The following is a 22,672-nucleotide window of genomic DNA, read 5'->3' as shown; positions in this document are numbered from 1 at the left end:
GGGTCAGTGGGACAGCGGGAACGACGTGCGGCCCGACGCCGAGTCGATCTCGCCGTGGGCCTTGGTCAACAACTGCATCGCCAGGTCGTTGAGGGCCCTGGCCCCGGCGACCTCCTCGCCGACCCGGGGCTGGTTCCCGTCGGCCGGGTGGCGGCTGGCGTAACCGTGGGACCGCACCTCGGTCCCGTCCGGCAGCCGTACCAGCGCGGCGGCCCGGGTGCGGTGGGTGTCCTCCTCGAATTCCAGCTCGACGTGCCATCCGACAGCGGTCTTCAACATGGCGGTCACCTCCGGAATCGCTGCTACCAGCGTGCGCTCGCGGCCCGCCCGGCGCACGGCGTGCACCACCGGCGCTCCCCGGCCCGGCGCTCCCGGAGGCCGGCTACCGGCGGCCTCAGCGTCCGCCCGCCCCCTCGGCGTCCTCCGGCGCCGTCACGAAGTCGATCAGCTCCTCGACCCGCCCCAGCAGCGCCGGTTCGAGGTCCTTGTAGGACCGCACCCGGGACAGGATCCGCTGCCAGGCCGCGCCGGTGTTCTCCGGCCAGCCCAGCGCCCGGCACACCCCGGTCTTCCAGTCCTGGCCCCGGGGGATCTGCGGCCACGCCGGGATGCCCACCGAGGACGGCTTCACCGCCTGCCAGACGTCGATGTACGGATGGCCGACGACCAGCGCGTGCGCCCCGGTCACCGCCGCCGCGATCCGCGACTCCTTCGAGCCGGGGACGAGGTGGTCCACCAGCACGCCGAGGCGGGCGTCCGGGCCGGGGGCGAACGCCTCGACGATCGCCGGGAGGTCGTCGACGCCCTCCAGGTACTCCACGACGACGCCCTCGATCCGCAGGTCGTCGCCCCAGACCCGTTCGACCAGCTCCGCGTCGTGCCGGCCCTCCACGTAGATCCGGCCGGCCCGGGCGACCCGGGCGCGCGCCCCGGGGACCGCCAGCGAACCGGACGCGGTGCGCGCCGGGCCGCTCGGCGCAGGGCTGCCCTGCGGCCGGACCAGGGTCACCGTCCGGCCCTCCAGCAGGAAGCCGCGCGGCACCATCGGGAACACCCGCACCTTGCCGAAGCGGTCCTCCAAGGTGACCGTCGGCCCCTCGGCGGTCTTCTCGCACCGCAGGACCGCGCCGCAGTAGCCCGTCACCACCTCCTCGACGACCAGCCCGGGGTCGGCCGGCACCTCCGGCACCGGCTTCGGCTTCTTCCAGGGGGGAGTGAGGTCGGGGCTGTAGTGCCTGCTGTGCATGCGGGTCTGCTTCCCTGCGGATCGACGGGTCGGGGGTGGGGGCGAGACGGCCTGGTGGGGCCGAGGCGCTCACGGGGCGCGCGACGTGGGGCGCGGGCCGTGCGGAGCGGGCGCCCGCCGGCGGGCCAACGGGCGCCGGCTCACGGCGAGTCGGGGCTGAAGCGGGCGGCCAGGGCGTCGCGCTGGGCCCGCACGAAGGCGGCGTCGACCACCGCGCCGTGGCCCGGCACGTACACCGCGTCCTCGCCGCCCAGTGCCAGCAGCCGGTCCAGCGCGTCGGGCCACCGTCGCGGCAGCGCGTCGGGGCCCGCCTGGGGCTCACCGGACTCCTCGACCAGGTCCCCGCAGAAGACGATCTCCCGCTCACCGGCCCGCCCGGGCACCAGGACGGCCAGGTCGTGCGCGGTGTGCCCGGGGCCGACGTTGGCCAGCAGCACCTCCCGGTCGCCGAGGCCGAGGGTCAGCTGCCCGTGCACGTGGTGGTGCGGGACGACCAGCAGGTCCGCGGCCTCCGCCGCGGCGTCCGGGTCCACCCCGTGGCGCACCGCGTCCTCCCGCAGCGCGTCCTTGCCGTGCCGCAGCAGCGCGTCGACCCCGGTCGCGCCGAACACCTCCACGCCCGCGAACGCCGCGGTGCCCAGGACGTGGTCGAAGTGCGGGTGCGTGAGCGCGACATGCGTCACATCGCGCCCCAGCACCGTGCGCACCGTGCGGCGCAGTTCCGCACCGGCCCCGAGGGTCGGCCCGGTGTCGACGATCAGCACGCCGCCCGAACCGGCGATCACGCCGATCGTCTCGTCCCAACCGGGCATCCGGCGCCGGGCGACGCCGTCCCCCAGCCGCTCCCAGCCCGCTTCTTCCCACGTGGTGCGCATACCGAGACGCTAGCGCCCTCGCGATAGCGTTGCCCGGGACTCGGGCGGGCGCCTCGGCGGCGGGCCCCCGCGGACGCCCGTCGGCGCGTCGAGCCGGGGACACGCCGGTGCCGGGACCGGGGCGCACTCGGGGGGCGGCCGGGGCGCTCCCGAACGCGGCCCGGGGGTCGGATTCCGCGGCGGTGGGTAAGTCCCCACCACGCCCGCCCTTGCCGCACCCGCGCTACCCGGCCGTACACTGGCTCCGGGTCTGGCACTCGGCCCACGTGAGTGCCAGGAGAAGTGACGACCCGGCGGACGGCCGACTGGAGGTGGCGGAATGCTCAGTGAACGCAGACTCGAAGTGCTGCGCGCCATCGTCCAGGACTACGTCGGGACGGAGGAGCCGGTCGGCTCCAAGGCGTTGACCGAACGGCACCAACTCGGTGTCTCCCCGGCCACCGTCCGCAACGACATGGCCGCCCTGGAGGACGAGGGGTTCATCGCCCAGCCGCACACCAGCGCCGGGCGGATCCCGACCGACAAGGGCTACCGCCTCTTCGTCGACAAGCTGGCCGGCGTCAAGCCGCTGTCCGTCCCCGAGCGGCGGGCGATCCAGAACTTCCTGGACGGCGCCGTCGACCTGGACGACGTGGTGGGGCGCACGGTGCGGCTGCTGGCGCAGCTGACCCGGCAGGTCGCGGTGGTGCAGTACCCGTCGCTGACCCGGTCCACCGTCCGGCACGTCGAACTGCTGGCACTGGCCCCGGCCCGGCTGATGCTGGTGCTGATCACCGACACCGGACGCGTCGAGCAGCGGCTCATCGACTGCCAGACGCCGTTCGGCGAGACGTCCCTGGCGGACCTGCGCGCCCGGCTCAACAGCCGGATCGTCGGCCGCCGCTTCGCGGACGTCCCGCAACTGGTGCAGGATCTCCCGGAATCCTTCGAACAGGACGACCGGGCGACCGTCTCGACAGTACTGTCGGTACTGCTGGAGACTCTGGTGGAGGAGACCGAAGAGCGGCTGATGATCGGCGGCACCGCCAATCTGACGCGCTTCGGGCATGATTTCCCCCTGACCATCCGGCCGGTGCTGGAAGCCCTTGAGGAGCATGTGGTGATGCTCAAGCTGCTCGGGGAGGCCAAGGACTCGGGCATGACCGTACGCATCGGGCATGAGAATGCTCACGAGGGCCTGACGTCCACCTCGGTCGTCACCGTCGGATACGGTTCTGGCGACGAGGCCGTCGCCAAATTGGGCGTGGTCGGACCGACCCGCATGGACTACCCCGGAACGATGGGAGCGGTACGCGCAGTGGCACGTTACGTCGGACAGATCCTCGCGGAGTCGTAAGTGGCCACGGATTACTACTCGGTCCTCGGCGTCGGCCGGGACGCCTCGCAGGACCAGATCAAGAAGGCATTCCGGCGGCTGGCGCGCGAGCTGCACCCGGACGTGAACCCGGACCCCAAGACCCAAGAGCGGTTCAAGGAGATCAACGCCGCCTACGAGGTCCTGTCGGATCCGCAGAAGAAGCAGGTCTACGACCTCGGCGGCGACCCCCTCTCGCAGGCCGGCGGCGCCGGTGGCGCGGGCGGCTTCGGCGCGGGCTTCGGGAACTTCTCCGACATCATGGACGCGTTCTTCGGCACGGCCTCGCAGCGCGGCCCGCGCTCGCGGACCCGCCGCGGCCAGGACGCGATGATCCGCCTGGACATCGAGCTCAACGAGGCCGCGTTCGGCACCACCAAGGACATCCAGGTCGACACGGCCGTCGTCTGCACCACCTGCAGCGGCGAGGGCGCGGCGCCCGGCACCTCGGCGCAGACCTGTGACATGTGCCGCGGACGCGGCGAGGTCTCGCAGGTCACCCGGTCCTTCCTGGGCCAGGTCATGACCTCCCGGCCCTGCCCGCAGTGCCAGGGCTTCGGCACCGTCGTCCCGACGCCGTGCCCCGAGTGCGCGGGCGACGGCCGGGTCCGCTCCCGCCGCACCCTCACCGTCAAGATCCCCGCCGGTGTCGACAACGGCACCCGCATCCAGTTGGCCGGCGAGGGCGAGGTGGGCCCCGGTGGCGGGCCCGCCGGCGACCTGTACGTCGAGATCCACGAGCTGGCCCACTCGGTGTTCCAGCGGCGCGGGGACGACCTGCACTGCACGGTCACCATCCCGATGACCGCGGCGGCCCTGGGCACCAAGTGCCCGCTGGAGACGCTGGACGGGGTCGAGGAGATCGACGTCCGGCCCGGCACCCAGTCCGGCCAGTCGATTCCGCTGCACGGCCGCGGCGTGACCCACCTGCGGGGCAACGGCCGGGGCGACCTGATCGTCCACGTCGAGGTGCAGACCCCGAGCAAGCTCGAACCCGAGCAGGAGGAGCTGCTGCGCCGGCTGGCCAAGCTGCGCGGCGAGGAGCGCCCGCAGGGCCAGTTCCAGCCGGGCCAGCAGGGGCTGTTCTCCCGGCTGAAGGACGCCTTCAACGGGCGGTAGGCACACCCGTCGGGGCGGGGTCCGGGGAGTTCCCCGTGGCCGCCGCCCCGGTTCGGGGCACGGCGCCGGGCGTGACACGATGTGGGCATGCCCACCGCGCTCACCGATTTCTGCCGCTACCCCATCGTGCAGGCCCCGATGGCCGGCGGCGGCTCCGGGCCCGAGCTGGCCGCAGCCGTCTGCGAAGCCGGGGGACTCGGCTTCCTGGCCGCCGGCTACAAGACCGCCGACGGCATGTACCAGGAGATCAAACAGCTGCGGGGGCTGACCCGCCGCCCCTTCGGCGTCAACCTCTTCATGCCGCAGCCCTCCCTGGCCGACGCCTCCGCAGTCGAGGTCTACCGCGAGCAACTCGCCGGCGAGACCGCCTGGTACGAGACCGAGCTCGGCGACGTCAACGGCCCCACGGACGACGGCTACGAGGCCAAGCTCGCGATCCTGCGCGACGACCCGGTGCCGATGGTCTCCTTCACCTTCGGCTGCCCCTCGCGGGCGGTCCTCGACGCGTTCGCCGAGGTCGGCACCTACACCGTCGTCACGGTCACCACCGCCGCCGAGGCGCAGGCCGCGCAGTGGTCGGGGGCGGACGCGGTGTGCGTGCAGGGCGTCGAGGCGGGCGGCCACCAGGGCACCCATCGGGACGACCCGCACGCGGACGGGACCGGCTCCGGGCTGGGGCTGCTGGCGCTGCTCGCCCAGGTCCGGGAGACCGTGCAGATCCCGGTGATCGCCGCCGGCGGGCTGATGCGCGGCTCGCAGATCGCCGCGGTGCTGGCCGCCGGCGCCTCCATGGCGCAGCTGGGCACGGCGTTCCTGATCACCCCCGAGTCCGGCGCCAACCCGCTGCACAAGCAGGCGCTGACCAACCCCCTCTTCACGCACACCGAGTTGACCCGCGCGTTCTCCGGCCGGCCGGCCCGCGGCCTGGTGAACCGCTTCCTGCGGGAGCACGGCCCGTACGCGCCGGCCGCCTACCCCGCCGTGCACTACCTCACCTCCCCGGTCCGCAAGGCCGCCGCCAAGGCCGGTGACGCACAGGGGCTGAACCTCTGGGCGGGGCAGGGGCACCGGCTGGCCCGGGAGCTGCCCGCCGGGCAGCTGGTGGCGGTGCTCGCGGCCGAACTCGACGCCACCCGAGCCGCGTTGGGCCCCGGCGACGCGGGCCGCGGCACCGGCGGTGCGGTGTGACCGCGCCCGTCTTCCTCGTCGAATCGCTCGCCGGCGTGCGGGCCGGGAGCACCCTGACCGTGGACGGCCCCGAGGGGCGGCACGCGGTGTCCGTGCGGCGACTGCGGGTCGGTGAGGAGGTCGTCCTGACGGACGGCGCCGGGACCGGCGCCGAGGGCACGGTCGCCGCCGTCGAGGGCAAGGACCGGCTCACCGTCGCCGTCACCGGGCTGCGCACCGAGGAGCCGCCGGCCCCCACCCTCACCGTCGTCCAGGCGCTGCCCAAGGGCGACCGCGGGGAGTTGGCCGTGGAGACCATGACGGAGACCGGCGTGGACGCCATCGTGCCGTGGTCCGCGGCGCGCTGCGTCACCCAGTGGAAGGGCGAGCGGGCCGCCAAGTCGCTGGCCAAGTGGCGGGCCACGGCCCGGGAGGCGGGCAAGCAGTCGCGCCGGCTGACCTTCCCGCGCGTCGCCGATCCGCTGTCGACCAAGCAGGTCGCCGCGCTGCTCGCCGACGCCGACTTCGCCGCCGTCCTGCACGAGGAGGGCAGCACCCCGCTGGCCACCGCCGAACTCCCCGCCGCCGGCTCGATCGTGCTGGTCGTCGGCCCCGAGGGCGGCGTCTCGCCGGAGGAGTTGGCGGCCTTCGCGGAGGCCGGCGCCAAGCCGTACCGCCTGGGCGCGAGCGTGCTGCGGACCTCCACGGCGGGGACCGCGGCGACCGCGCTCCTGCTGGGCCGCACCGGCCGCTGGAGTTAGTCCCGTCCGGTGGCGCGCGGCGCCGGCGTCGGTCCCGAACCGCCGACGGCCCGCGCGACGTCCGCCGGGGCGGGCGAATTCCCGCCCGTGACAAGGCGGTTGGGGCGTCGAGGGATACAGTCGTCGCCGTGACTGAGCACCCTGCGGTTCCCCAAGGCTGGTACCAGGACCCGTCCGGCGCGGCGGCGCTGCGCTGGTGGGACGGCGCCCGCTGGACGGAACACACCCAGGCGGCACCCCCACAGGTGCCCGCACCGGCGCCCGCGCCCGCACCGGCGCAGCAGCAGTACGCCCCGCAGGCTCCCGTCCAGCAGCAGCCCTACCCGCCGCAGGCCCCGCAGCCCCCGGTGCAGCAGCAGCCGTACCCGCCCCAGCAGCCGTACGCGCAGCAGCAGTACGCCCCGCAGGCCCCCGCGCCGCAGCAGCCGTATCCGCCGCAGGGCCGGCACCCCCAGCAAGCGCAGCAGCCGTACCCGTCGCAGGCTCCGCAGGGCCCGCAGGCCCCCGTCCAGCAGCAGTTCCCGCTGGGCGGTGGCGGTCCGGAGGCGCTGCTCTCGGCCGATGTGCTCGCGATCAACCAGGAATTCAAGTGGGTCGACATCACCACCAGTTACTCGGTGCTGGACCGCAAGGGCATCGAAGTGGGGTCGGTCGCCGAGACCGGCCAGAACGCCGCCCGCAAGGTGATGCGCTTCGTCAGCACGATGGACCGCTACCTCTCCCGGAAGTTCGAGATCCGGGACGCCGCCGGCGTGCCCTTCCTGGAGCTGAGCCGGGGCACCAAGGTGCTCAAGGCCAAGGTGCAGGTCGCCCGGCCGGACGGGACGCCGGTCGGTGAGATCCTCCAGGACCGGGTGGTCACCTTCGGCAGCTTCGACCTCGTCGTGGGCGGGGCCACCATCGGCCACATCCAGGCGAGTTGGAGCGCCTTCAACTTCACCATCACCGACCACACCGGCACCGAGGTGGCCAGGATCGGCCGTTCCCTGCTGGACCGGGTGCTGGACGTCGCCTTCGGCGCCGATTACTACTACTACGAGGTGCTGAGCCCGATGGCGGAGCCCTTGCGCTCCATGTCCCTGGCGGCCGCACTCACCATGGACACCCTGCTCAAGCCGGACAAGGACGGCGACGCGTAACGGCGTGCCGACCGGCCCCGCGGACCGACCGGCACGCCGTCGCCGGCCGGTCAGTCGAGCAGCTCGGCCCGGAGCGTGATGTTCTTGACGCCCGCCAGCGCCTGGCTGACCGGGCAGTTCTTCTTGGCGTCCTCGGCCGCGGCCTGGAACTCCGCCTCGGACAGGCCGGGGACCCGGGCCTTGACGGTCAGCACGATGCCGGTGATGCCCTCGCCCGGCTGGAAGGTGACGTCGGCCTGGGTGTCCACCGCCTCGACGGTGTGGCCCTTGCCGGCCAGGCCGTGCGAGAACGCCATCGAGTAGCAGGAGGAGTGGGCCGCCGCGATCAGCTCCTCGGGGCTCGTCTTGCCGCCCGGCTCCTCGGAACGGGCCGGCCAGCTCACGTCGTAGCTGCCGATCTTGGACGATTCCAGGGCGACGGTGCCCTTGCCCTGGAGGAGGTTGCCTTCCCAGTGGGTCTTGGCCGTGCGTGTCGTTGCCATGGTGCATAACTCCCAGGTGTGGGGCCGATGCGATCTGGACGATCAGCTTAGGTCGGCCGGGCCGCGAACCGGGTGACCCGGCTCCGGGCCGACGCCGGCCGACCCCCGGGCGGCCCCGTGGCCGGCCCCCGCGGTCGGCCCCGGACCGGCCCCGGGCCGTGCGGGGTGATCGGCTAGCATCCGGAGGGCGTACGCACGGTGCGTACGGCGCGTGCCGCGCGACCCGGGAGGAGTCCACCGGTGGCGGGAGAACCGCAGGCCGACTGCCTGTTCTGCAAGATCGTGGCGGGGGAGGTCCCGGCGACGATCGTCCGCGAGACCGAGACCACCGTCGCGTTCCGCGACATCAACCCCCAGGCGCCGACGCACGTCCTGGTGATCCCCAAGACCCACTACCCGAACGCGGCGTCGCTCGCCGCCGCCGAGCCGCAGGTGATCGCCGACATACTGGGCGAGTCCCGGGAGGTCGCCGCCGCCGAGCAGATCGAGGACACCGGCTACCGGGTCGTCTTCAACACCGGCGCCGGCGCCGGCCAGACCGTCTTCCACGCCCACCTGCACGTCCTCGGAGGCCGCGGCCTCCAGTGGCCCCCCGGATAGCGAGCCATGTCGGTACGCGAACTGGTCGTCCTCGGGACCGCCAGCCAGGTCCCCACCCGGCACCGCAACCACAACGGCTACCTGCTGCGGTGGGACGGCCAGGGGCTGCTCTTCGACCCCGGAGAGGGCACCCAGCGCCAGATGCTGCGGGCCGGGGTCGCCGCCCACGACATCAACCGGATCTGCATCACCCACTTCCACGGCGACCATTCGCTGGGACTGGCCGGGGTGATCCAGCGGATCAACCTCGACCGGGTGCCGCATCCGGTGACCGCGCACTACCCGGCCAGCGGGGAGCGGTTCTTCGAGCGGCTGCGGTACGCCACGGCCTACCGCGAGACGGTCCGGATCGCCCAGCGGCCGGTCTCCGCCGACGGCGAGCTGGACCGCGCCAAGGGGTACGCCCTGACGGCGCGCAAGCTCTCGCACCCGGTCGAGTCGTACGGCTACCGCATCACCGAGCCCGACGGCCGGCGGATGCTGCCCGAGCGGCTGGCCGCCCACGGCATCGCCGGGCCGGACGTCGGTCGCCTCCAACGGGACGGCGAACTGAACGGCGTCACCCTCGACGAGGTCAGCGAGGTGCGGCCGGGCCAGAGCTTCGCGTTCGTCATGGACACCCGGCTGTGCGACGGCGTGCACGCGCTCGCGGCGGGCGTGGACATGCTGGTGATCGAGTCCACCTTCCTCGACGAGGACGTCCAACTCGCCGAGGAGCACGGTCACTTGACGGCCGGCCAGGCGGCCAGGGTGGCCGCCGACGCCGGGGTTCGGCACCTGGTGCTGACGCACTTCTCGCAGCGCTACGCCGACCCCGAGGAGTTCGAGCGGCAGGCGCGCGCGGCGGGCTTCACCGGTGAACTCACCATCGCCAAGGACCTGCTGCGGGTGCCGCTGCCCAAGCGGCGCTGAGGGCCCCCGGCGCCCTTTGCGGGCGCCGGGGCGCACCGGCCTACGGCAGGTAGTACATCGGGTTCGGCAGCTTGAAGGTGCGCCGCGAGGCGCCGCCCGCCAGGTCGCTGTACTGGTCGCCGAAGTTGGCGACGATGCGGTAGCCGAGGGACTCGATGTGCCGGCGGGTGCCCGACTTGAAGTCGATCGTCGAACAGGTCGTGCCGCACGGCAGGTAGGCGGGCGGGTGTTCCTTGTCCCGCAGGTAGACGTGCGAGGGGTCCAGCGGGACGGCGTAGCCGACGTTCTTGAGGTTGCGCACGCTCCAGTCGCGCTGCGCCTCCTTGCGGCCGGTGACGAAGAAGACCTCGGCGCCCTTCTTGTGTGCCCAGTTGACCAGGTCGTTCATCCCGAAGACCGCGGCCATGTCGGTGTGCTCCAGGTACTCGTCCTGGGACTTGGGGGTGAAGTTGAAGCCGACCTTCAGCTCGTAGTTGTAGGTCAGCAGGGTGGTGTCGTCCATGTCGAGGACGATGGCCGGCTTGGTCTTCCCGGTGCCCTTCTTGGCGAGCGCGCCGGTCAGGTAGGTGCGCGCCTTGGCCTCGATGCCGCGGATCTGGCGGGCGTAGTTGCTGGCGGGGGAGGCGTAGTGCTCGCCGTCGGCCGTCACCGTGTCGCCGTAGTACGCCTTGATCTTGTCCTGCACCTGGGTGAGGTTGGGGATCTCCTTGTCGGTGCGCGGCACGGAGTGCTCGGCGGTGGCCTGGCCGGCGCCGAAGACCGCGGTGCCGGCGACGACGACGGCGGCCACCGCACCGCCCAGACGGACGCGGCGGGAGAGGGCGGGGCGGGGCATGCGCGGCTCCTTAGGGAAGCGTGGGAGTGGTCCCGGGTAGGTGTAACAGAGGCGGACCACGGCTATCTACGCGCGGAGATTAAAGGGTTGTTCAAGGGTGGCGCAATGGCGATGCTCAACTGGCACTCTCCGACGGGCTCTTGACGTGCCATGAATGTGCTCCTTAGCCTCCATCCCGATCCATGGATGTTGTCTACATATGGAGACGAACGCCGATGGTCGCCCACCGCCCAGCGGACCTGGTCGTCACCGAGGTCCGGCTCACCCCGGTCCTGGTCGCCGACCCCCCACTGCTCAACACCCAAGGCGTGCACCAGCCTTACACCCCCCGCCTGATCATCGAACTGGTCACCGCGGGCGGCGCCACCGGGCTCGGCGAGACCTACGGCGACGCCGAATACCTCGCGCTCGCCCGCCCGTTGGCCACCGCACTCGTCGGCCGAAAGGTCACGGACCTGAACGCCCTGGCCGCGCTCACCGACCCCGGGGACGGCGCCGCCGGAACGGCCGACCCGGACGGCGTCGACGCGGCCGGACTGCGCGGCGTCCGCACCGCCGACAAACTGCGCCGCTCGGTCCGCTCCGGCTTCGAAGTGGCCTGCCTCGACGCCTGGGGGCACGCCACCGGACTGCCCGTGCACGCCCTCTTGGGCGGCGCGGTACGCGACCGGGTCCCCTACAGCGCCTACCTCTTCTACCGGTGGGAACGCCACCCCGACGGCCCGGGCGAACCGGACGACTGGGGCGCCGCCCTCGACCCCGCCGGCATCGTCGCCCAGGCCCGCCGGTTCGCCGACCGCTACGGCTTCACCTCGTTCAAGCTCAAGGGCGGGGTCCTCCCGCCGGACCGGGAGGCCGCCGCGATCCGGGCACTGGCCGCCGCGTTCCCCGGCCGGCCCCTGCGCCTGGACCCCAACGGCGCCTGGTCGGTGCGCACCGCGCTCCAGGTGGCCGACGAACTCGCCGACGTCCTCGAATACCTGGAGGACCCGGTCAGCGGCACCGAGGCGATGGCCGAGGTCGCGGCCGGCACCACGGTCCCGCTCGCCACCAACATGTGCGTCACCACCTTCGAGGAGCTCCCCGAGGCGATCGCCCGCGGCGCCGTCCGGATCGTGCTCTCCGACCACCACTACTGGGGCGGCCTGCACGCCACCCGGGAACTCGCCGCCCTCTGCCGCACCTTCGGCCTCGGCCTGGCCATGCACTCCAACACCCACCTCGGCATCAGCCTCGCCGCCATGACCCACGTGGCGGCCACCGTCCCCGACCTGGACCACGCCTGCGACACCCACTACCCCTGGCAGGCCGAGGACGTGCTGACCGAACGCCTCGCCTTCCGCGACGGCCACCTGGACGTCGGCGACGCCCCCGGCCTCGGCGTCACCCTCGACCGGGACCGGCTCGCCGCACTGCACCACCGCTGGCTCGCCGACGACGGCACGTACCGCAACCGCGACGACGCCGCCGCGATGCGCCGCGTCCACCCCGACTGGACCACGCCTCCGGTGCCCCGCTGGTGACGCCCGCGGCGCTCCGGCGTGCCGGCCGGGCGCCGCCGGGCCCCCGCGCCCCGGCCCGCGTGCCGGCCCCGCGGGAGCGGCGTGCGGCGTGCCCCTGCCGCGTCCGCGTACGGTGTGGCACGGGCCGGTGGCGGTGGGCCACAGTGGTCCTGTACGTGATCTTCGAAGAGGGGCGGTACCGATGGCACAGGAAGTGCGCGGCGTCGTGGCGCCGGGGAAGAACGAGGCGGTCAGGCTGGAGACCGTCCTGGTGCCCGACCCGGGGCCCGGTGAGGCCGTGGTGCAGGTGCAGGCGTGCGGGGTGTGCCACACCGACCTGCACTACAAGCAGGGCGGGATCAACGACGACTTCCCGTTCCTGCTCGGCCACGAGGCGTCCGGCGTGGTGGAGTCGGTGGGCGAGGGCGTCACCGACGTCGCCCCCGGGGACTTCGTCATCCTCAACTGGCGTGCGGTGTGCGGCTCCTGTCGGGCGTGCCTGCGCGGGCGACCCCAGTACTGCTTCAACACCCACAACGCGCGGCAGAAGATGACGCTCAAGGACGGCACCGAGCTGACCCCGGCACTGGGCATCGGCGCCTTCGCCGACAAGACGCTGGTCGCCGCCGGCCAGTGCACCAAGGTCGACCCCGAGGTCGCACCGGCCGTCGCGGGGCTGCTGGGCTGCGGGGTGATGGCCGGGATCGGCGCCGCGATCAACACCGGCCAGGTGGGCCGCGGCGACACGGTCGCGGTCATCGGCTGCGGCGGCGTCGGCGACGCGGCGGTGGTCGGCGCCCGGCTGGCCGGCGCCGCCAAGATCATCGCCGTCGACATCGACGACCGGAAGCTGGAGACGGCCCGCACCATGGGGGCCACCCACACCGTCAACTCCCGCAGCACCGACCCCGTCGAGGCGGTCCGCGAGCTGACCGGCGGCTTCGGCGCGGACGTCGTCATCGACGCGGTCGGCCGCCCGGAGACCTACCGGCAGGCGTTCTACGCCCGCGACCTGGCCGGCACGGTCGTCCTGGTGGGCGTGCCCACCCCGGAGATGACCCTGGAACTCCCCCTCCTGGACGTCTTCGGCCGCGGCGGCGCCCTGAAGTCCTCCTGGTACGGCGACTGCCTGCCGTCCCGGGACTTCCCGATGCTGATCGACCTCCACCAGCAGGGCCGGATCGACCTCGGCGGATTCGTCACCGAGACCATCGGCATCGACGAGGTCGAGCGGGCCTTCGACCGGATGCACGCCGGTGACGTGCTGCGCTCGGTGGTGGTGCTGTGATGGGCGCCCACATCGACCACCTCGTCACCTCCGGGACGTTCTCGCTGGACGGCGGGACCTGGGACGTCGACAACAACGTGTGGATCGTCGGCGACGATTCGGAGGCCGTCGTCATCGACGCCGCGCACGACGCCGACGCCATCCTGCGCGCCCTCGACGGGCGCACCCTGCGCGCGATCATCTGCACCCACGCGCACAACGACCACATCGACGCGGCCCCGGCGCTCGCCGCCCGCACCGGGGCGCGGATCCTGCTGCACCCCGACGACCTGCCGCTGTGGAAGCAGACCCACCCGGACACCGCCCCCGACGGGGACCTGTCGGACGGTCAGGTGCTGACCATCGCCGGCATCGACCTGACGGTGCTGCACACGCCCGGCCACGCGCCCGGCGCGGTCTGCCTGCACGCCCCCGACCTGAACACCGTCTTCACCGGGGACACGCTCTTCCAGGGCGGTCCGGGCGCCACCGGCCGGTCCTTCTCCGACTTCCCGACGATCATCGACTCGATCCGCGACCGGCTGCTGACCCTGCCGCCGACGACCGTGGTCCGCACCGGCCACGGCGACCCGACGACCATCGAACGGGAAGCACCCCACCTGGCGGAATGGGTCGCCCGGGGCCACTAGGGGGCGGGCGAACACTTCCCGTAGGGGGCTTGAACGCCCCCTGCGGGGCCACAACGTGGCGGGGGCGGCGGGTATTCCGGCCGGAGCCCGACGGCTGCGCCACCCGCGGCTGCGCCACCGACGGCTCCGTTAAGGACGGCTCCGCCACCGGCCGCCCGTCCGGCCCGGACCCGGCCGCTGCCCCGCCACGACCGCCCGCCACGAACGCCCACCTCGGCCGCCTCGCCCGCCCGTCTCACCCCTGCGTGCCCGCCCGTTGGAGGATGCGGGCGGCCACGGCCGCCGAGTCGACGAGGGGGTGCAGCGCGAGGGCCCGCAGTGCCGCGTCGCGGTCCTTGAACAGTGCCGCGGCGACCGTCGCCCGTTCGACCGCCTTGATCTGGAGCATCAGGCCCAACTGGTCCTCGCGCAGCGGCGCGCAGGGCAGCGGACGGGCCCCCTTGGCGGTCACCTCGCACACCGTCTCCACGATCGCGTCCGGCGCCAGCTGCGGCACCGTCGTCCCGTTGCGGACGTTGAGGATCAGCCGCCGGCCGGAGTCGCCGGCGATGGCGTGCATCAGCGCCAGCGCCACCCGGTCGTAGCCGCCGCCCTCCAGGTCGTCGCTGTCCCGCTGCCAGCCGCCGGTCGCCTCCCGGCTGTGCGCCATGTACGTCTGCTCGCGCTCCAGTCGAGTGCGCTCCCACAGGGCGTACACCGCGTCCGGGGAGCCGGCCGCCGCGGCCCGGTCGAAGAAGCCGCCCTGCTGCCGGTCCAGGAACTCCCCTCGGGTCTGCGCGGTGTCCCGTACGGAGTGCAGGGTCTCCCGCCGGAAGTAGTAGTAGTGCAGGTACTCGTTGGGGAGGGCACCGAGGACGCGGAGCCACTCCGGGCCGAAGAGCCGGCCCTCCTCGAAGGAGCCCAGGGCCGCCACGTCCCCCAGCAGGCCGGGCAGCACGTCGGTGCCGTCGACCGTCAACGACCGCAGCCAGCCGAGGTGGTTGAGCCCCACGTAGTCGTAGCCGGACCGCGCCGGGTCCTCCAGGGCCGTCGGGTCCGCGCCGGCCGCGCGCGCCGCGCGGCGCACCAGCCCCACGGGGGAGTCGCAGATCCCGATGACCCTCTCGCCCAGCACCTGCGCCATCGCCTCGGTCACCATCCCGGCCGGATTGGTGAAGTTGATGACCCACGCCCCCGGGGCGAGCGCCGCGACCCGCTCGGCGACGTGCAGCGCCACCGGGATCGTCCGCAGCCCGTACAGGACCCCGCCGGCGCCGACCGTCTCCTGGCCGAGGACGCCCTCGGACAGCGGGATCCGCTCGTCCCGGATGCGGCCCGCGGTGCCGCCGACCCGTATGGCGGAGAACACGAAGTCGGCGCCGGTCAGCGCCGCGTCGAGAGTTTCCGCCACTCGTACGGGTACCGGTTGGGTACGGCCCCGGGCCAGTTCGGCCAGTACGTCGGAGATCACCGCCACCCGGCGGGGATCGGTGTCGTAGAGCGTCAGCTCGGAGACGGAGCGTGTGGGGTCGTCCAGCAGTGCGCGGTAGACCAGCGGTACCCGGAAGCCGCCACCGCCGAGAATGGAGAGCCTCATGGGGCGGAACGTACCGCAGCATCAGGCACACTGGCGGCACGAGTTGCGTACGAGAGGGGCGAGCGCGGTGAACACTGGCCGACGCGATGTCCAACCGCCCGCGGGGTCGGCCACCGAGCCGCCGGGGCTCGATCCGCTGGCCGCGGTGCGCCGCGCGGGCGACCCGCCCACCGACGTCTACCTCACCGGCACCGTCTTCCTCGACATCATCTTCACCGGCCTGGATTCCGCCCCGGTCCGCGGCACCGAGTCCTGGGCCCGCGGCATGGGCTCCAGCCCCGGCGGCGTCGCCAACATGGCCACCGCGCTGGCCCGCCTCGGGCTGCGCACCTCCCTGGCCGCCGCGTTCGGCGACGACATGTACGGCGAGTACTGCTGGGAGGCGCTGGAACGGGGCGAGGGCATCGACCTGGAACTGTCGCGGACGGTCCCCGGCTGGCACTCGCCGGTCACCGTCTCGATGGCCTACGAGGGCGAGCGCACCATGGTCTCGCACGGCCACGAGGCACCGGCCCCCGAGCACGCCTTCGACGGCGGCCACGCCCCCGGTTGCCCGCCGCCGACCCGGGCCTGCGTCGCCTCGCTGGTGCCCGGCCGCCGGGAGGGCTGGCTGGGCTGCGCGGCCGGCCGCGGCAGCCGGATCTTCGCCGACGTCGGCTGGGACGACACCGGCCGCTGGGACCCGGCCGACCTCGCCGACCTGGAGCACTGCGAGGCGTTCCTGCCCAACGCGGAGGAGGCGATGCGCTACACCCGCACCGACTGCCCGCGCGCCGCCGCCCGCAAGCTCGCCGACCTGGTGCCGCTCGCCGTCGTCACGCTCGGCTCGGAGGGCGCGTGCGCGGTGGACGCCCGCACCGGCGAGAGCGCCGAGGTGCCCGCCATCGTGGTGGAGGCGCTGGACCCGACCGGCGCCGGGGACGTCTTCGTCGCCGGGTTCGTCACCGGCACGCTCGCCGACTGGCCGCTCGCCGACCGGCTGTCGTTCGCCGGGCTGAGCGCCGCCCTGTCGGTGCAGGAGTTCGGCGGTTCGCTCTCCGCACCGGGCTGGGCGGAGATCGCCGCCTGGTGGCGCCGGGTCCGGGCCTGCGACACCGGAGCCACCGCCGGGCTGCGGCGCCAGTACGGCTTCCTGGACGCCGTGCTGCCCGCGCCGGGAGTGAGCCTGGGCAGCACCGGGGCGGCGGGTCCCGCGCGGGCGGCCGCGGCCGCGTCGCCGCTGGCCCGGGCGGTCCCCACGATCGGGTTCCGCCCCCCGGCCTGAGCCCGCCGCGGCCCCGGCGGGTGGCGCCCCGGCCGTGGTCCCGGCCGCCGCTCGGAAAAGCCGGCCGGCTTGTCAGTGCCCCGTCGTACTCTGGTAACGCAAGGAGCCAGTGCGGGCGTCGCTGCCGAGGTCCGCACCTGTGATGAGCAAAGGATGGGGGTTGAGCAGGCCACCCGGCCTACCCATGACGCAGACACCCACACGAGCGCAGGCGAGCGCCCACTTCACGGTCCCGGCCAAGCACCCGATGGTGACGGTCCTCGGATCCGGTGACTCGCTGCTGCGCGTGATCGAGGACGCCTTCCCCGCCACCGACATCCACGTCCGGGGCAACGAGATCAGCGCGGTCGGTGACGCCCGGGAAGTCGCCCTGGTCCAGCGCCTGTTCGACGAGATGATGCTGGTGCTCCGCACCGGACAACCGATGACGGAGGACGCAGTGGAACGCTCCATCGCCATGCTGCGCGCGGCGGAGAACGGCGAGGGAGCGAGCGAGACCCCGGCCGAGGTGCTCACCCAGAACATCCTCTCCAACCGCGGCCGCACCATCCGCCCCAAGACCCTCAACCAGAAGCGCTACGTCGACGCCATCGACAAGCACACCATCGTCTTCGGCATCGGCCCGGCCGGCACCGGCAAGACCTACCTGGCCATGGCCAAGGCCGTCCAGGCCCTCCAGGCCAAGCAGGTCAACCGGATCATCCTGACCCGCCCCGCGGTCGAGGCCGGCGAGCGCCTGGGCTTCCTGCCCGGCACCCTCTACGAGAAGATCGACCCCTACCTGCGCCCGCTCTACGACGCGCTGCACGACATGCTCGACCCGGATTCCATCCCGCGGCTGATGGCGGCGGGCACCATCGAGGTCGCGCCGCTGGCGTACATGCGCGGTCGGACGCTCAACGACGCCTTCATCATTCTCGACGAGGCGCAGAACACCAATCCCGAGCAGATGAAGATGTTCCTCACCCGGCTCGGCTTCGAATCGAAGATAGTCATCACCGGCGACGTCACCCAGATCGACCTGCCGGGCGGCACGAAGAGCGGTCTGCGCCAGGTCCGGGACATCCTGACCGACGTCGACGACGTCCACTTCTCCGAGCTCACCAGCAGGGACGTGGTCCGGCACAAGCTCGTCGGCCGTATCGTCGACGCCTACGAGAAGTACGACAGCCGCAACGGCAAGTAGCCCGCGCTGCGCGACCAAGAAGCGAGACCCACCTTCCCCATGTCGATCGACGTCAACAACGAGTCCGGTACGGACATCGACGAGCAGGCGATCCTGGACGTCGCCCGCTATGCCCTGGCCCGGATGCGGATCCACCCGCTCTCCGAGCTGTCCGTCATCGTCGTGGACGCCGAGGCCATGGAGCAGCTCCACATCCAGTGGATGGACCTCCCCGGCCCGACGGACGTCATGTCCTTCCCGATGGACGAACTGCGGCCGCCGGCCAAGGACGACGAGGAGCCGCCGCAGGGGCTGCTCGGCGACATCGTGCTCTGCCCGGAGGTCGCCGAGCAGCAGGGCAAGGCGGCCCCGACGGGGCACACCATGGACGAGGAGCTGCACCTGCTGACCGTCCACGGCGTGCTGCACCTGCTCGGCTACGACCACGAGGAGCCGGACGAGAAGGCGGAGATGTTCGGCCTCCAGGCCGCGATCGTCGACGGCTGGCGGGCCGAGCGCGGGATGACCGGTCCCTCGCCGGCCCCGACCGTGACCTGACGGGGCGCCCGATGACCACCCTGATCGCCGTCGCGGTACTGCTCGTCGTGGTCGCCTGGCTCGCCGCCTGCGCGGAGGCCGGACTCACCCGGACGACGAGCTTCCGCGCCGAGGAGGCCGTCCGCTCCGGCCGCCGGGGCAGCGCCAAGCTCGCCGCCGTCGCCGCCGACCCCACCCGCTACCTCAACGTCGCACTGCTGGTGCGGGTCGGCTGCGAGATGGCCGCCGGTGCCCTGGTCACCTACGCCTGCCTGCGCTCGTTCGACACCACCTGGGAGGCACTGACCGTCGCCATCGCGGTGATGGTGCTGGTCTCCTACGTCGCCGTCGGGGTCTCCCCGCGCACCATCGGCCGCCAGCACCCGCTCAACACCGCCACCGCCGCCGCGTACGTGCTGCTGCCGCTGGCCCGGGTGATGGGCCCGGTGCCGCAGTTGCTGATCCTCCTCGGCAACGCCCTCACCCCCGGCAAGGGCTTCCGCAAGGGCCCGTTCGCCTCCGAGGCGGAACTGCGGTCCCTGGTCGACCTCGCGGAGAAGGAGTCGCTGATCGAGGACGAGGAGCGCCGGATGGTGCACTCGGTCTTCCAACTCGGCGACACCCTCGTCCGGGAGGTGATGGTGCCGCGCACGGACCTGATCTCCGTCGAGCGCTTCAAGACCATCCGGCAGGCGCTGACCCTGGCGCTGCGCTCCGGCTTCTCGCGGATCCCGGTGACCGGGGAGAACGAGGACGACGTCGTCGGCGTCGTCTACCTCAAGGACCTGGCCCGCAAGGTGCACATCAGCCGGGACGCGGAGACCGACCTGGTGTCCACGGCGATGCGCCCGGCGGTGTTCGTCCCGGACACCAAGAACGCCGGGGACCTGCTGCGCGAGATGCAGCGCGACCGCAACCACGTCGCGGTGGTGATCGACGAGTACGGCGGCACCGCCGGCATCATCACCATCGAGGACATCCTGGAGGAGATCGTCGGGGAGATCACCGACGAGTACGACCGGGAACTCCCGCCCGTACAGGACCTCGGCGGCGGCCGCTACCGCGTCACCGCCCGCCTCGACATCGGCGCGCTCGGCGAGCTGTACGGCCTGGCGGAGCTCGACGACGAGGACGTGGAGACGGTCGGCGGATTGCTCGCCAAGCAATTGGGCAGGGTTCCGATCGCCGGGGCCACCGTCGAGATCGATCTGTCCGAGCACGCCTCGGACCCGGACCTCAAGGCGCTGCGGCTGGTCGCCGAGGCGCCGGCCGGCCGCCGCAACAAGATCGTCACGGTGCTCTGCGAACCGGTCCGCGGCGGAAGCGGAGGGTGACGGCGCCGGCGGCTGACCGCCCGCCCGGTGCCCTCCGCGGCCCGCGGTGCACCCCCGCACCACCGGCAATTCCGGGGCCTACGACCCCGCACCCGCTCCTGATCTGCAGTGCAGCGGAAATATCCTCAAAGCCATTTCCGGCAGCGCTGGATTCCCTCACCAATTCCGTGGAAAGATCTTCGCACCGGCGCCGAAAAGGGCGCCGGTGCTTTGCGGCAGAGGGAAGCTGAACGAAATGCGTGAAAGGAAAGCCGGGGTGGTGAACACCGTCGCGGCAGTTCTGCCGGCGGTCAGGCCGGACAGGGCCGCTGCCCTCGCCGCGAGTGGAAAGACCCGCAGTACGACCAGAGGTGAGGAATTCCGGAGCGCCGCCCATATTGCGGCGAACGCCCCGGGAGCGGCCCCTTTCACGGGAGCCGCCGGGCGGTGACGGAAAGATCACCGCAGAATTCGCGATGACGTCCGGCCAGGCCGCGGACATCGCGAACACGGGCACCGGGAGGGGGGCCGGTCACCGACGACGGTGACCGGAGACCCGGTGGTCACTCACGACTCCGCACCGCGCGGCGGCCCCGCGGGCACTGCCCGCGGCGGCCCCGCCGGTGCGGACCCGGAAACGACGTTGGCTGGAGAGCCGGGTGCCCCGGCACAGGGGAGCGGGGCAACCGGACTCTTCAGCCATCGTGCGCTCTGACGCCCACCCCGGTCCCACGGGCCGACCGAACCAGCCGCACCACCCCCGAAGCAGCCCCGAGGGCCCGCCCCCGTACACCCCGCCGGGCCCCCGCATATGCTCGCCGGTATGACCGAAGCCGCACCGCTGGACCCCGAAGACCGCAAGATCATCACGCTCGCGCGCTCGGCGCGGGCCCGTAACGGCGTTCCCGAGGGCGCCGCCGTCCGCGACGAGACCGGCCGGACCTACGTCGCCGGCACCGTCGCCCTGGACTCCCTGCAGCTCAGCGCGTTGCAGACGGCCGTCGCGATGGCGGTCGCCAGCGGCGCCACGTCCCTGGAGGCCGCGGCCGTGGTCACCGACGCCGACCAGGCCGCCGACGCCGACCGGGCCGCCGTGCGCGACCTCGGCGGCCCGGACACCCCCGTCCTCGTCGCCGCCCCCGACGGCACCCTGCGCGCCGCCACCCCGGCCGGCCCCGCGGCCTGACCGCACCACCGGGCGGGGCGTCAGCGGCCGGCGCGCCCCGCCCTCCGCGACGGCAGGTGCGCCGAATGGTCGGACCGGCCGCGGGGATCGGGGAGAATGGGCGCCATGAGCGTTCGTACAGAGTCCACCGCCCCCCACCGCGCCGGCTTCGCCTGTTTCGTCGGCCGTCCCAACGCAGGCAAGTCCACCCTGACGAACGCTCTCGTCGGGACGAAGGTGGCGATCACCTCCAACCGCCCCCAGACCACCCGCCACACCGTGCGTGGCATCGTGCACCGGCCCGACGCCCAACTGGTCCTCGTCGACACCCCGGGCCTCCACAAGCCCCGCACCCTCCTCGGCGAGCGGCTCAACGACGTCGTCCGCACCACCTGGTCCGAAGTCGACGTCATCGGCTTCTGCCTGCCCGCCGACCAGAAGCTCGGCCCCGGCGACCGCTACATCGCCAGCGAACTCGCCGAGATCAAGAAGACCCCCAAGATCGCCATCGTCACCAAGACCGACCTGGTCGACTCCAAGGCGCTCGCCACCCAGCTCATCGCCATCGACCGGCTCGGCAAGGAACTCGGCATCGAATGGGCCGAGATCATCCCCGTGTCGGCCGTCGGCGACCAGCAGGTCTCGCTCCTCGCCGACCTGCTCGTCCCGCTGCTCCCCGAAGGCCCCGCCCTCTACCCCGAGGGCGACCTGACCGACGAGCCGGAGCAGGTCATGGTCGCCGAACTGATCCGCGAGGCCGCGCTGGAAGGCGTCCGCGACGAACTGCCGCACTCCATCGCCGTCGTCGTCGAGGAAATGCTGCCCCGCGAGGACCGCCCCGCCGACAAGCCGCTGCTGGACATCCACGCCAACGTCTACATCGAGCGCCCCAGCCAGAAGGGGATCATCATCGGCCCCAAGGGCAAGCGCCTGAAAGAGGTCGGCACCAAGTCCCGCAAGCACATCGAGGCACTGCTGGGCACCCCCGTCTTCCTCGACCTACACGTCAAGGTCGCCAAGGACTGGCAACGCGACCCGAAGCAACTCCGCAAGCTGGGGTTTTAGACCGTTTGCGCCTGGCGGCGCGGGTCTCTTCCCACGTGGTCGGCCATCCGGCCGTGGGGGTGCTGTTTGCGCCTGCGGCGCGGGGCCGCTGCGCGGGGCTTGTGGGGTGCGGTGACGGGCCTGCGGGGGTGGTGTGCAGGACTGCTGCGCTTTACGTCCTGCACACCACCCCCTCCGGCCCGTCCCCTCCCGTTGTGGGTGGGTGGAAAGACGGGTGGGTGGGGCCTGGCGTGAGTGGTTCGCTGCTGGCCAGTGCTCAGCAACGCGCCCGCACGAGCCCAGCCGGGCGTACCCCCACCCACCTTTCTTCCCCCCCTCATACGGGAGGGGGCGGGCCGGAGGGGGTGGTGTGCAGGACGTAAAGCGCAGCAGTCCGGACACCCCACCACCCGCACCCCCGGCACCGCACCCAACAGCCCCGCGCAGCGGCCCCGCGCCGCAGGCGCAAACGGCAACCCCCACGGCGGGACAGCCGGAGACGTACGACGACGCCCCGCGCAGCGGCCCCGCGCCGCAGGCGCAAACGGCAACCCCCACGGCGGGACGGCCGACGACGTACGACGACGCCCCGCGCAGCGGCCCCGCGCCGCAGGCGCAAACAGAAACCCCCACGGCGGGACAGCCGGCGACGTACGACGACGCCCCGCGCAGCGGCCCCGCGCCGCAGGCGCGAACAGA

General features: G+C 73.0%; 22 protein-coding genes. 16 read left to right on the top strand and 6 right to left on the bottom strand.

The window, feature by feature from the left end:
- Window positions 1-3: 3 nt before the first annotated feature.
- From ACLJT4_RS26230 to ACLJT4_RS26220, 3 genes are all read right to left on the bottom strand, one after another.
- A complete protein-coding gene (locus ACLJT4_RS26230; protein WP_016577214.1) occupies window positions 4-279 on the bottom strand; it encodes a DUF1876 domain-containing protein in 276 nt (91 codons plus the stop codon).
- Between the two features lie 115 nt (window positions 280-394).
- A complete protein-coding gene (locus tag ACLJT4_RS26225; protein ID WP_411125755.1) occupies window positions 395-1,246 on the bottom strand; it encodes a DUF3097 domain-containing protein in 852 nt (283 codons plus the stop codon).
- Window positions 1,247-1,386: 140 nt separating this feature from the next.
- Complete coding sequence (locus tag ACLJT4_RS26220) at window positions 1,387-2,121, bottom strand: MBL fold metallo-hydrolase (protein ID WP_411125753.1); 735 nt, start codon at window positions 2,119-2,121, stop codon at window positions 1,387-1,389.
- Between the two features lie 319 nt (window positions 2,122-2,440).
- Between ACLJT4_RS26220 and hrcA the strand changes: the two genes are divergently transcribed.
- The 5 genes from hrcA to ACLJT4_RS26195 all read left to right on the top strand — a co-directional run bounded on the left by hrcA (window position 2,441) and on the right by ACLJT4_RS26195 (window position 7,661).
- Complete coding sequence (gene hrcA, locus ACLJT4_RS26215) at window positions 2,441-3,457, top strand: heat-inducible transcriptional repressor HrcA (protein WP_016573938.1); 1,017 nt, start codon at window positions 2,441-2,443, stop codon at window positions 3,455-3,457.
- Window positions 3,458-4,594: a molecular chaperone DnaJ gene (gene dnaJ / locus ACLJT4_RS26210; RefSeq protein ID WP_233657744.1), complete on the top strand. Its 1,137-nt coding sequence runs from the start codon at window positions 3,458-3,460 to the stop codon at window positions 4,592-4,594.
- Window positions 4,595-4,681: 87 nt separating this feature from the next.
- Entirely contained in the window at window positions 4,682-5,782 is a 1,101-nt protein-coding gene (locus ACLJT4_RS26205; RefSeq protein ID WP_411125750.1) for a nitronate monooxygenase, read from the top strand.
- Entirely contained in the window at window positions 5,779-6,522 is a 744-nt protein-coding gene (locus tag ACLJT4_RS26200; protein WP_038519406.1) for a 16S rRNA (uracil(1498)-N(3))-methyltransferase, read from the top strand. Before ACLJT4_RS26205 ends, ACLJT4_RS26200 begins: the two co-directional genes overlap by 4 nt.
- Before the next feature lie 128 nt (window positions 6,523-6,650).
- Complete coding sequence (locus ACLJT4_RS26195) at window positions 6,651-7,661, top strand: phospholipid scramblase-related protein (RefSeq protein WP_411125748.1); 1,011 nt, start codon at window positions 6,651-6,653, stop codon at window positions 7,659-7,661.
- 50 nt (window positions 7,662-7,711) lie between these two features.
- On the opposite strand, the gene ACLJT4_RS26190 is transcribed toward ACLJT4_RS26195, so the two are convergent.
- Window positions 7,712-8,143 carry an OsmC family protein gene (locus ACLJT4_RS26190; RefSeq protein ID WP_411125746.1) on the bottom strand — a complete coding sequence of 144 codons (432 nt, stop codon included), beginning with the start codon at window positions 8,141-8,143 and terminating at the stop codon, window positions 7,712-7,714.
- Window positions 8,144-8,383: 240 nt separating this feature from the next.
- On the opposite strand from ACLJT4_RS26190, the gene ACLJT4_RS26185 reads away from it, so the two are divergent.
- Both ACLJT4_RS26185 and ACLJT4_RS26180 read left to right on the top strand, forming a co-directional pair.
- Window positions 8,384-8,743, top strand: coding sequence for a histidine triad nucleotide-binding protein (locus tag ACLJT4_RS26185; RefSeq protein WP_016573932.1), 360 nt, complete (start codon window positions 8,384-8,386; stop codon window positions 8,741-8,743).
- Between the two features lie 6 nt (window positions 8,744-8,749).
- Complete coding sequence (locus tag ACLJT4_RS26180) at window positions 8,750-9,655, top strand: ribonuclease Z (RefSeq protein WP_411125743.1); 906 nt, start codon at window positions 8,750-8,752, stop codon at window positions 9,653-9,655.
- A gap of 40 nt (window positions 9,656-9,695) precedes the next feature.
- Here ACLJT4_RS26180 and ACLJT4_RS26175 read toward each other — a convergent pair whose 3' ends face one another.
- A complete protein-coding gene (locus ACLJT4_RS26175; RefSeq protein WP_411125741.1) occupies window positions 9,696-10,490 on the bottom strand; it encodes an HAD family acid phosphatase in 795 nt (264 codons plus the stop codon).
- A gap of 215 nt (window positions 10,491-10,705) precedes the next feature.
- On the opposite strand from ACLJT4_RS26175, the gene ACLJT4_RS26170 reads away from it, so the two are divergent.
- The 3 genes from ACLJT4_RS26170 to ACLJT4_RS26160 all read left to right on the top strand — a co-directional run bounded on the left by ACLJT4_RS26170 (window position 10,706) and on the right by ACLJT4_RS26160 (window position 13,909).
- Window positions 10,706-12,013, top strand: a complete 1,308-nt coding sequence (locus tag ACLJT4_RS26170) for an enolase C-terminal domain-like protein (protein ID WP_411125739.1) — start codon at window positions 10,706-10,708, stop codon at window positions 12,011-12,013.
- Between the two features lie 181 nt (window positions 12,014-12,194).
- Entirely contained in the window at window positions 12,195-13,280 is a 1,086-nt protein-coding gene (locus tag ACLJT4_RS26165; protein ID WP_016573928.1) for an S-(hydroxymethyl)mycothiol dehydrogenase, read from the top strand.
- Window positions 13,280-13,909, top strand: a complete 630-nt coding sequence (locus ACLJT4_RS26160; protein WP_411125737.1) for an MBL fold metallo-hydrolase — start codon at window positions 13,280-13,282, stop codon at window positions 13,907-13,909. Before ACLJT4_RS26165 ends, ACLJT4_RS26160 begins: the two co-directional genes overlap by 1 nt.
- Window positions 13,910-14,144: 235 nt before the next feature.
- Here ACLJT4_RS26160 and ACLJT4_RS26155 read toward each other — a convergent pair whose 3' ends face one another.
- Complete coding sequence (locus tag ACLJT4_RS26155) at window positions 14,145-15,485, bottom strand: 6-phospho-beta-glucosidase (RefSeq protein ID WP_411125735.1); 1,341 nt, start codon at window positions 15,483-15,485, stop codon at window positions 14,145-14,147.
- A 67-nt stretch (window positions 15,486-15,552) separates the two neighbouring features.
- On the opposite strand from ACLJT4_RS26155, the gene ACLJT4_RS26150 reads away from it, so the two are divergent.
- The 6 genes from ACLJT4_RS26150 to era all read left to right on the top strand — a co-directional run bounded on the left by ACLJT4_RS26150 (window position 15,553) and on the right by era (window position 21,994).
- On the top strand, window positions 15,553-16,749 hold the full coding sequence (locus tag ACLJT4_RS26150) for a carbohydrate kinase family protein (protein WP_411125733.1): 1,197 nt from the start codon (window positions 15,553-15,555) through the stop codon (window positions 16,747-16,749).
- Window positions 16,750-16,933: 184 nt separating this feature from the next.
- Entirely contained in the window at window positions 16,934-17,935 is a 1,002-nt protein-coding gene (locus ACLJT4_RS26145; RefSeq protein ID WP_020929295.1) for a PhoH family protein, read from the top strand.
- Window positions 17,936-17,974: 39 nt separating this feature from the next.
- Window positions 17,975-18,472 (top strand): rRNA maturation RNase YbeY, encoded by a 498-nt coding sequence (gene ybeY, locus ACLJT4_RS26140; protein WP_411125730.1) that lies wholly within the window; start codon window positions 17,975-17,977, stop codon window positions 18,470-18,472.
- An 11-nt stretch (window positions 18,473-18,483) separates the two neighbouring features.
- Window positions 18,484-19,785, top strand: coding sequence for a hemolysin family protein (locus tag ACLJT4_RS26135; protein ID WP_411125728.1), 1,302 nt, complete (start codon window positions 18,484-18,486; stop codon window positions 19,783-19,785).
- A gap of 802 nt (window positions 19,786-20,587) precedes the next feature.
- Window positions 20,588-20,950: a hypothetical protein gene (locus tag ACLJT4_RS26130; RefSeq protein ID WP_037632337.1), complete on the top strand. Its 363-nt coding sequence runs from the start codon at window positions 20,588-20,590 to the stop codon at window positions 20,948-20,950.
- Window positions 20,951-21,046: 96 nt separating this feature from the next.
- On the top strand, window positions 21,047-21,994 hold the full coding sequence (gene era / locus ACLJT4_RS26125) for a GTPase Era (RefSeq protein WP_411125726.1): 948 nt from the start codon (window positions 21,047-21,049) through the stop codon (window positions 21,992-21,994).
- The last annotated feature ends 678 nt before the right edge of the window (window positions 21,995-22,672 follow it).

It is taken from the genome of Streptomyces sp. x-19 (assembly GCF_046549115.1).
GTDB lineage: Bacteria > Actinomycetota > Actinomycetes > Streptomycetales > Streptomycetaceae > Streptomyces > Streptomyces albulus_C.
The sequence above is the reverse complement of the archived record's forward strand: the minus strand, read 5'-3'. Positions and strand labels throughout refer to the sequence as shown.

Bases quoted from the DNA above. Each gene is read 5' to 3' on its own strand.
- ACLJT4_RS26130 (WP_037632337.1), top strand. From the start codon at position 20,588: ATGACCGAAGCCGCACCGCTGGACCCCGAAGACCGCAAGATCATCACG.
- ACLJT4_RS26225 (WP_411125755.1), bottom strand. From the start codon at position 1,246: ATGCACAGCAGGCACTACAGCCCCGACCTCACTCCCCCCTGGAAGAAG.
- ACLJT4_RS26170 (WP_411125739.1), top strand. From the start codon at position 10,706: ATGGTCGCCCACCGCCCAGCGGACCTGGTCGTCACCGAGGTCCGGCTC.
- ACLJT4_RS26180 (WP_411125743.1), top strand. From the start codon at position 8,750: ATGTCGGTACGCGAACTGGTCGTCCTCGGGACCGCCAGCCAGGTCCCC.
- ACLJT4_RS26165 (WP_016573928.1), top strand. From the start codon at position 12,195: ATGGCACAGGAAGTGCGCGGCGTCGTGGCGCCGGGGAAGAACGAGGCG.
- ACLJT4_RS26160 (WP_411125737.1), top strand. From the start codon at position 13,280: ATGGGCGCCCACATCGACCACCTCGTCACCTCCGGGACGTTCTCGCTG.
- era (WP_411125726.1), top strand. From the start codon at position 21,047: ATGGGCGCCATGAGCGTTCGTACAGAGTCCACCGCCCCCCACCGCGCC.
- hrcA (WP_016573938.1), top strand. From the start codon at position 2,441: ATGCTCAGTGAACGCAGACTCGAAGTGCTGCGCGCCATCGTCCAGGAC.
- ACLJT4_RS26175 (WP_411125741.1), bottom strand. From the start codon at position 10,490: ATGCCCCGCCCCGCCCTCTCCCGCCGCGTCCGTCTGGGCGGTGCGGTG.
- ACLJT4_RS26135 (WP_411125728.1), top strand. From the start codon at position 18,484: ATGACCACCCTGATCGCCGTCGCGGTACTGCTCGTCGTGGTCGCCTGG.
- ybeY (WP_411125730.1), top strand. From the start codon at position 17,975: ATGTCGATCGACGTCAACAACGAGTCCGGTACGGACATCGACGAGCAG.
- ACLJT4_RS26190 (WP_411125746.1), bottom strand. From the start codon at position 8,143: ATGGCAACGACACGCACGGCCAAGACCCACTGGGAAGGCAACCTCCTC.
- ACLJT4_RS26230 (WP_016577214.1), bottom strand. From the start codon at position 279: ATGTTGAAGACCGCTGTCGGATGGCACGTCGAGCTGGAATTCGAGGAG.
- ACLJT4_RS26205 (WP_411125750.1), top strand. From the start codon at position 4,682: ATGCCCACCGCGCTCACCGATTTCTGCCGCTACCCCATCGTGCAGGCC.
- ACLJT4_RS26155 (WP_411125735.1), bottom strand. From the start codon at position 15,485: ATGAGGCTCTCCATTCTCGGCGGTGGCGGCTTCCGGGTACCGCTGGTC.
- ACLJT4_RS26145 (WP_020929295.1), top strand. From the start codon at position 16,934: ATGACGCAGACACCCACACGAGCGCAGGCGAGCGCCCACTTCACGGTC.
- ACLJT4_RS26220 (WP_411125753.1), bottom strand. From the start codon at position 2,121: ATGCGCACCACGTGGGAAGAAGCGGGCTGGGAGCGGCTGGGGGACGGC.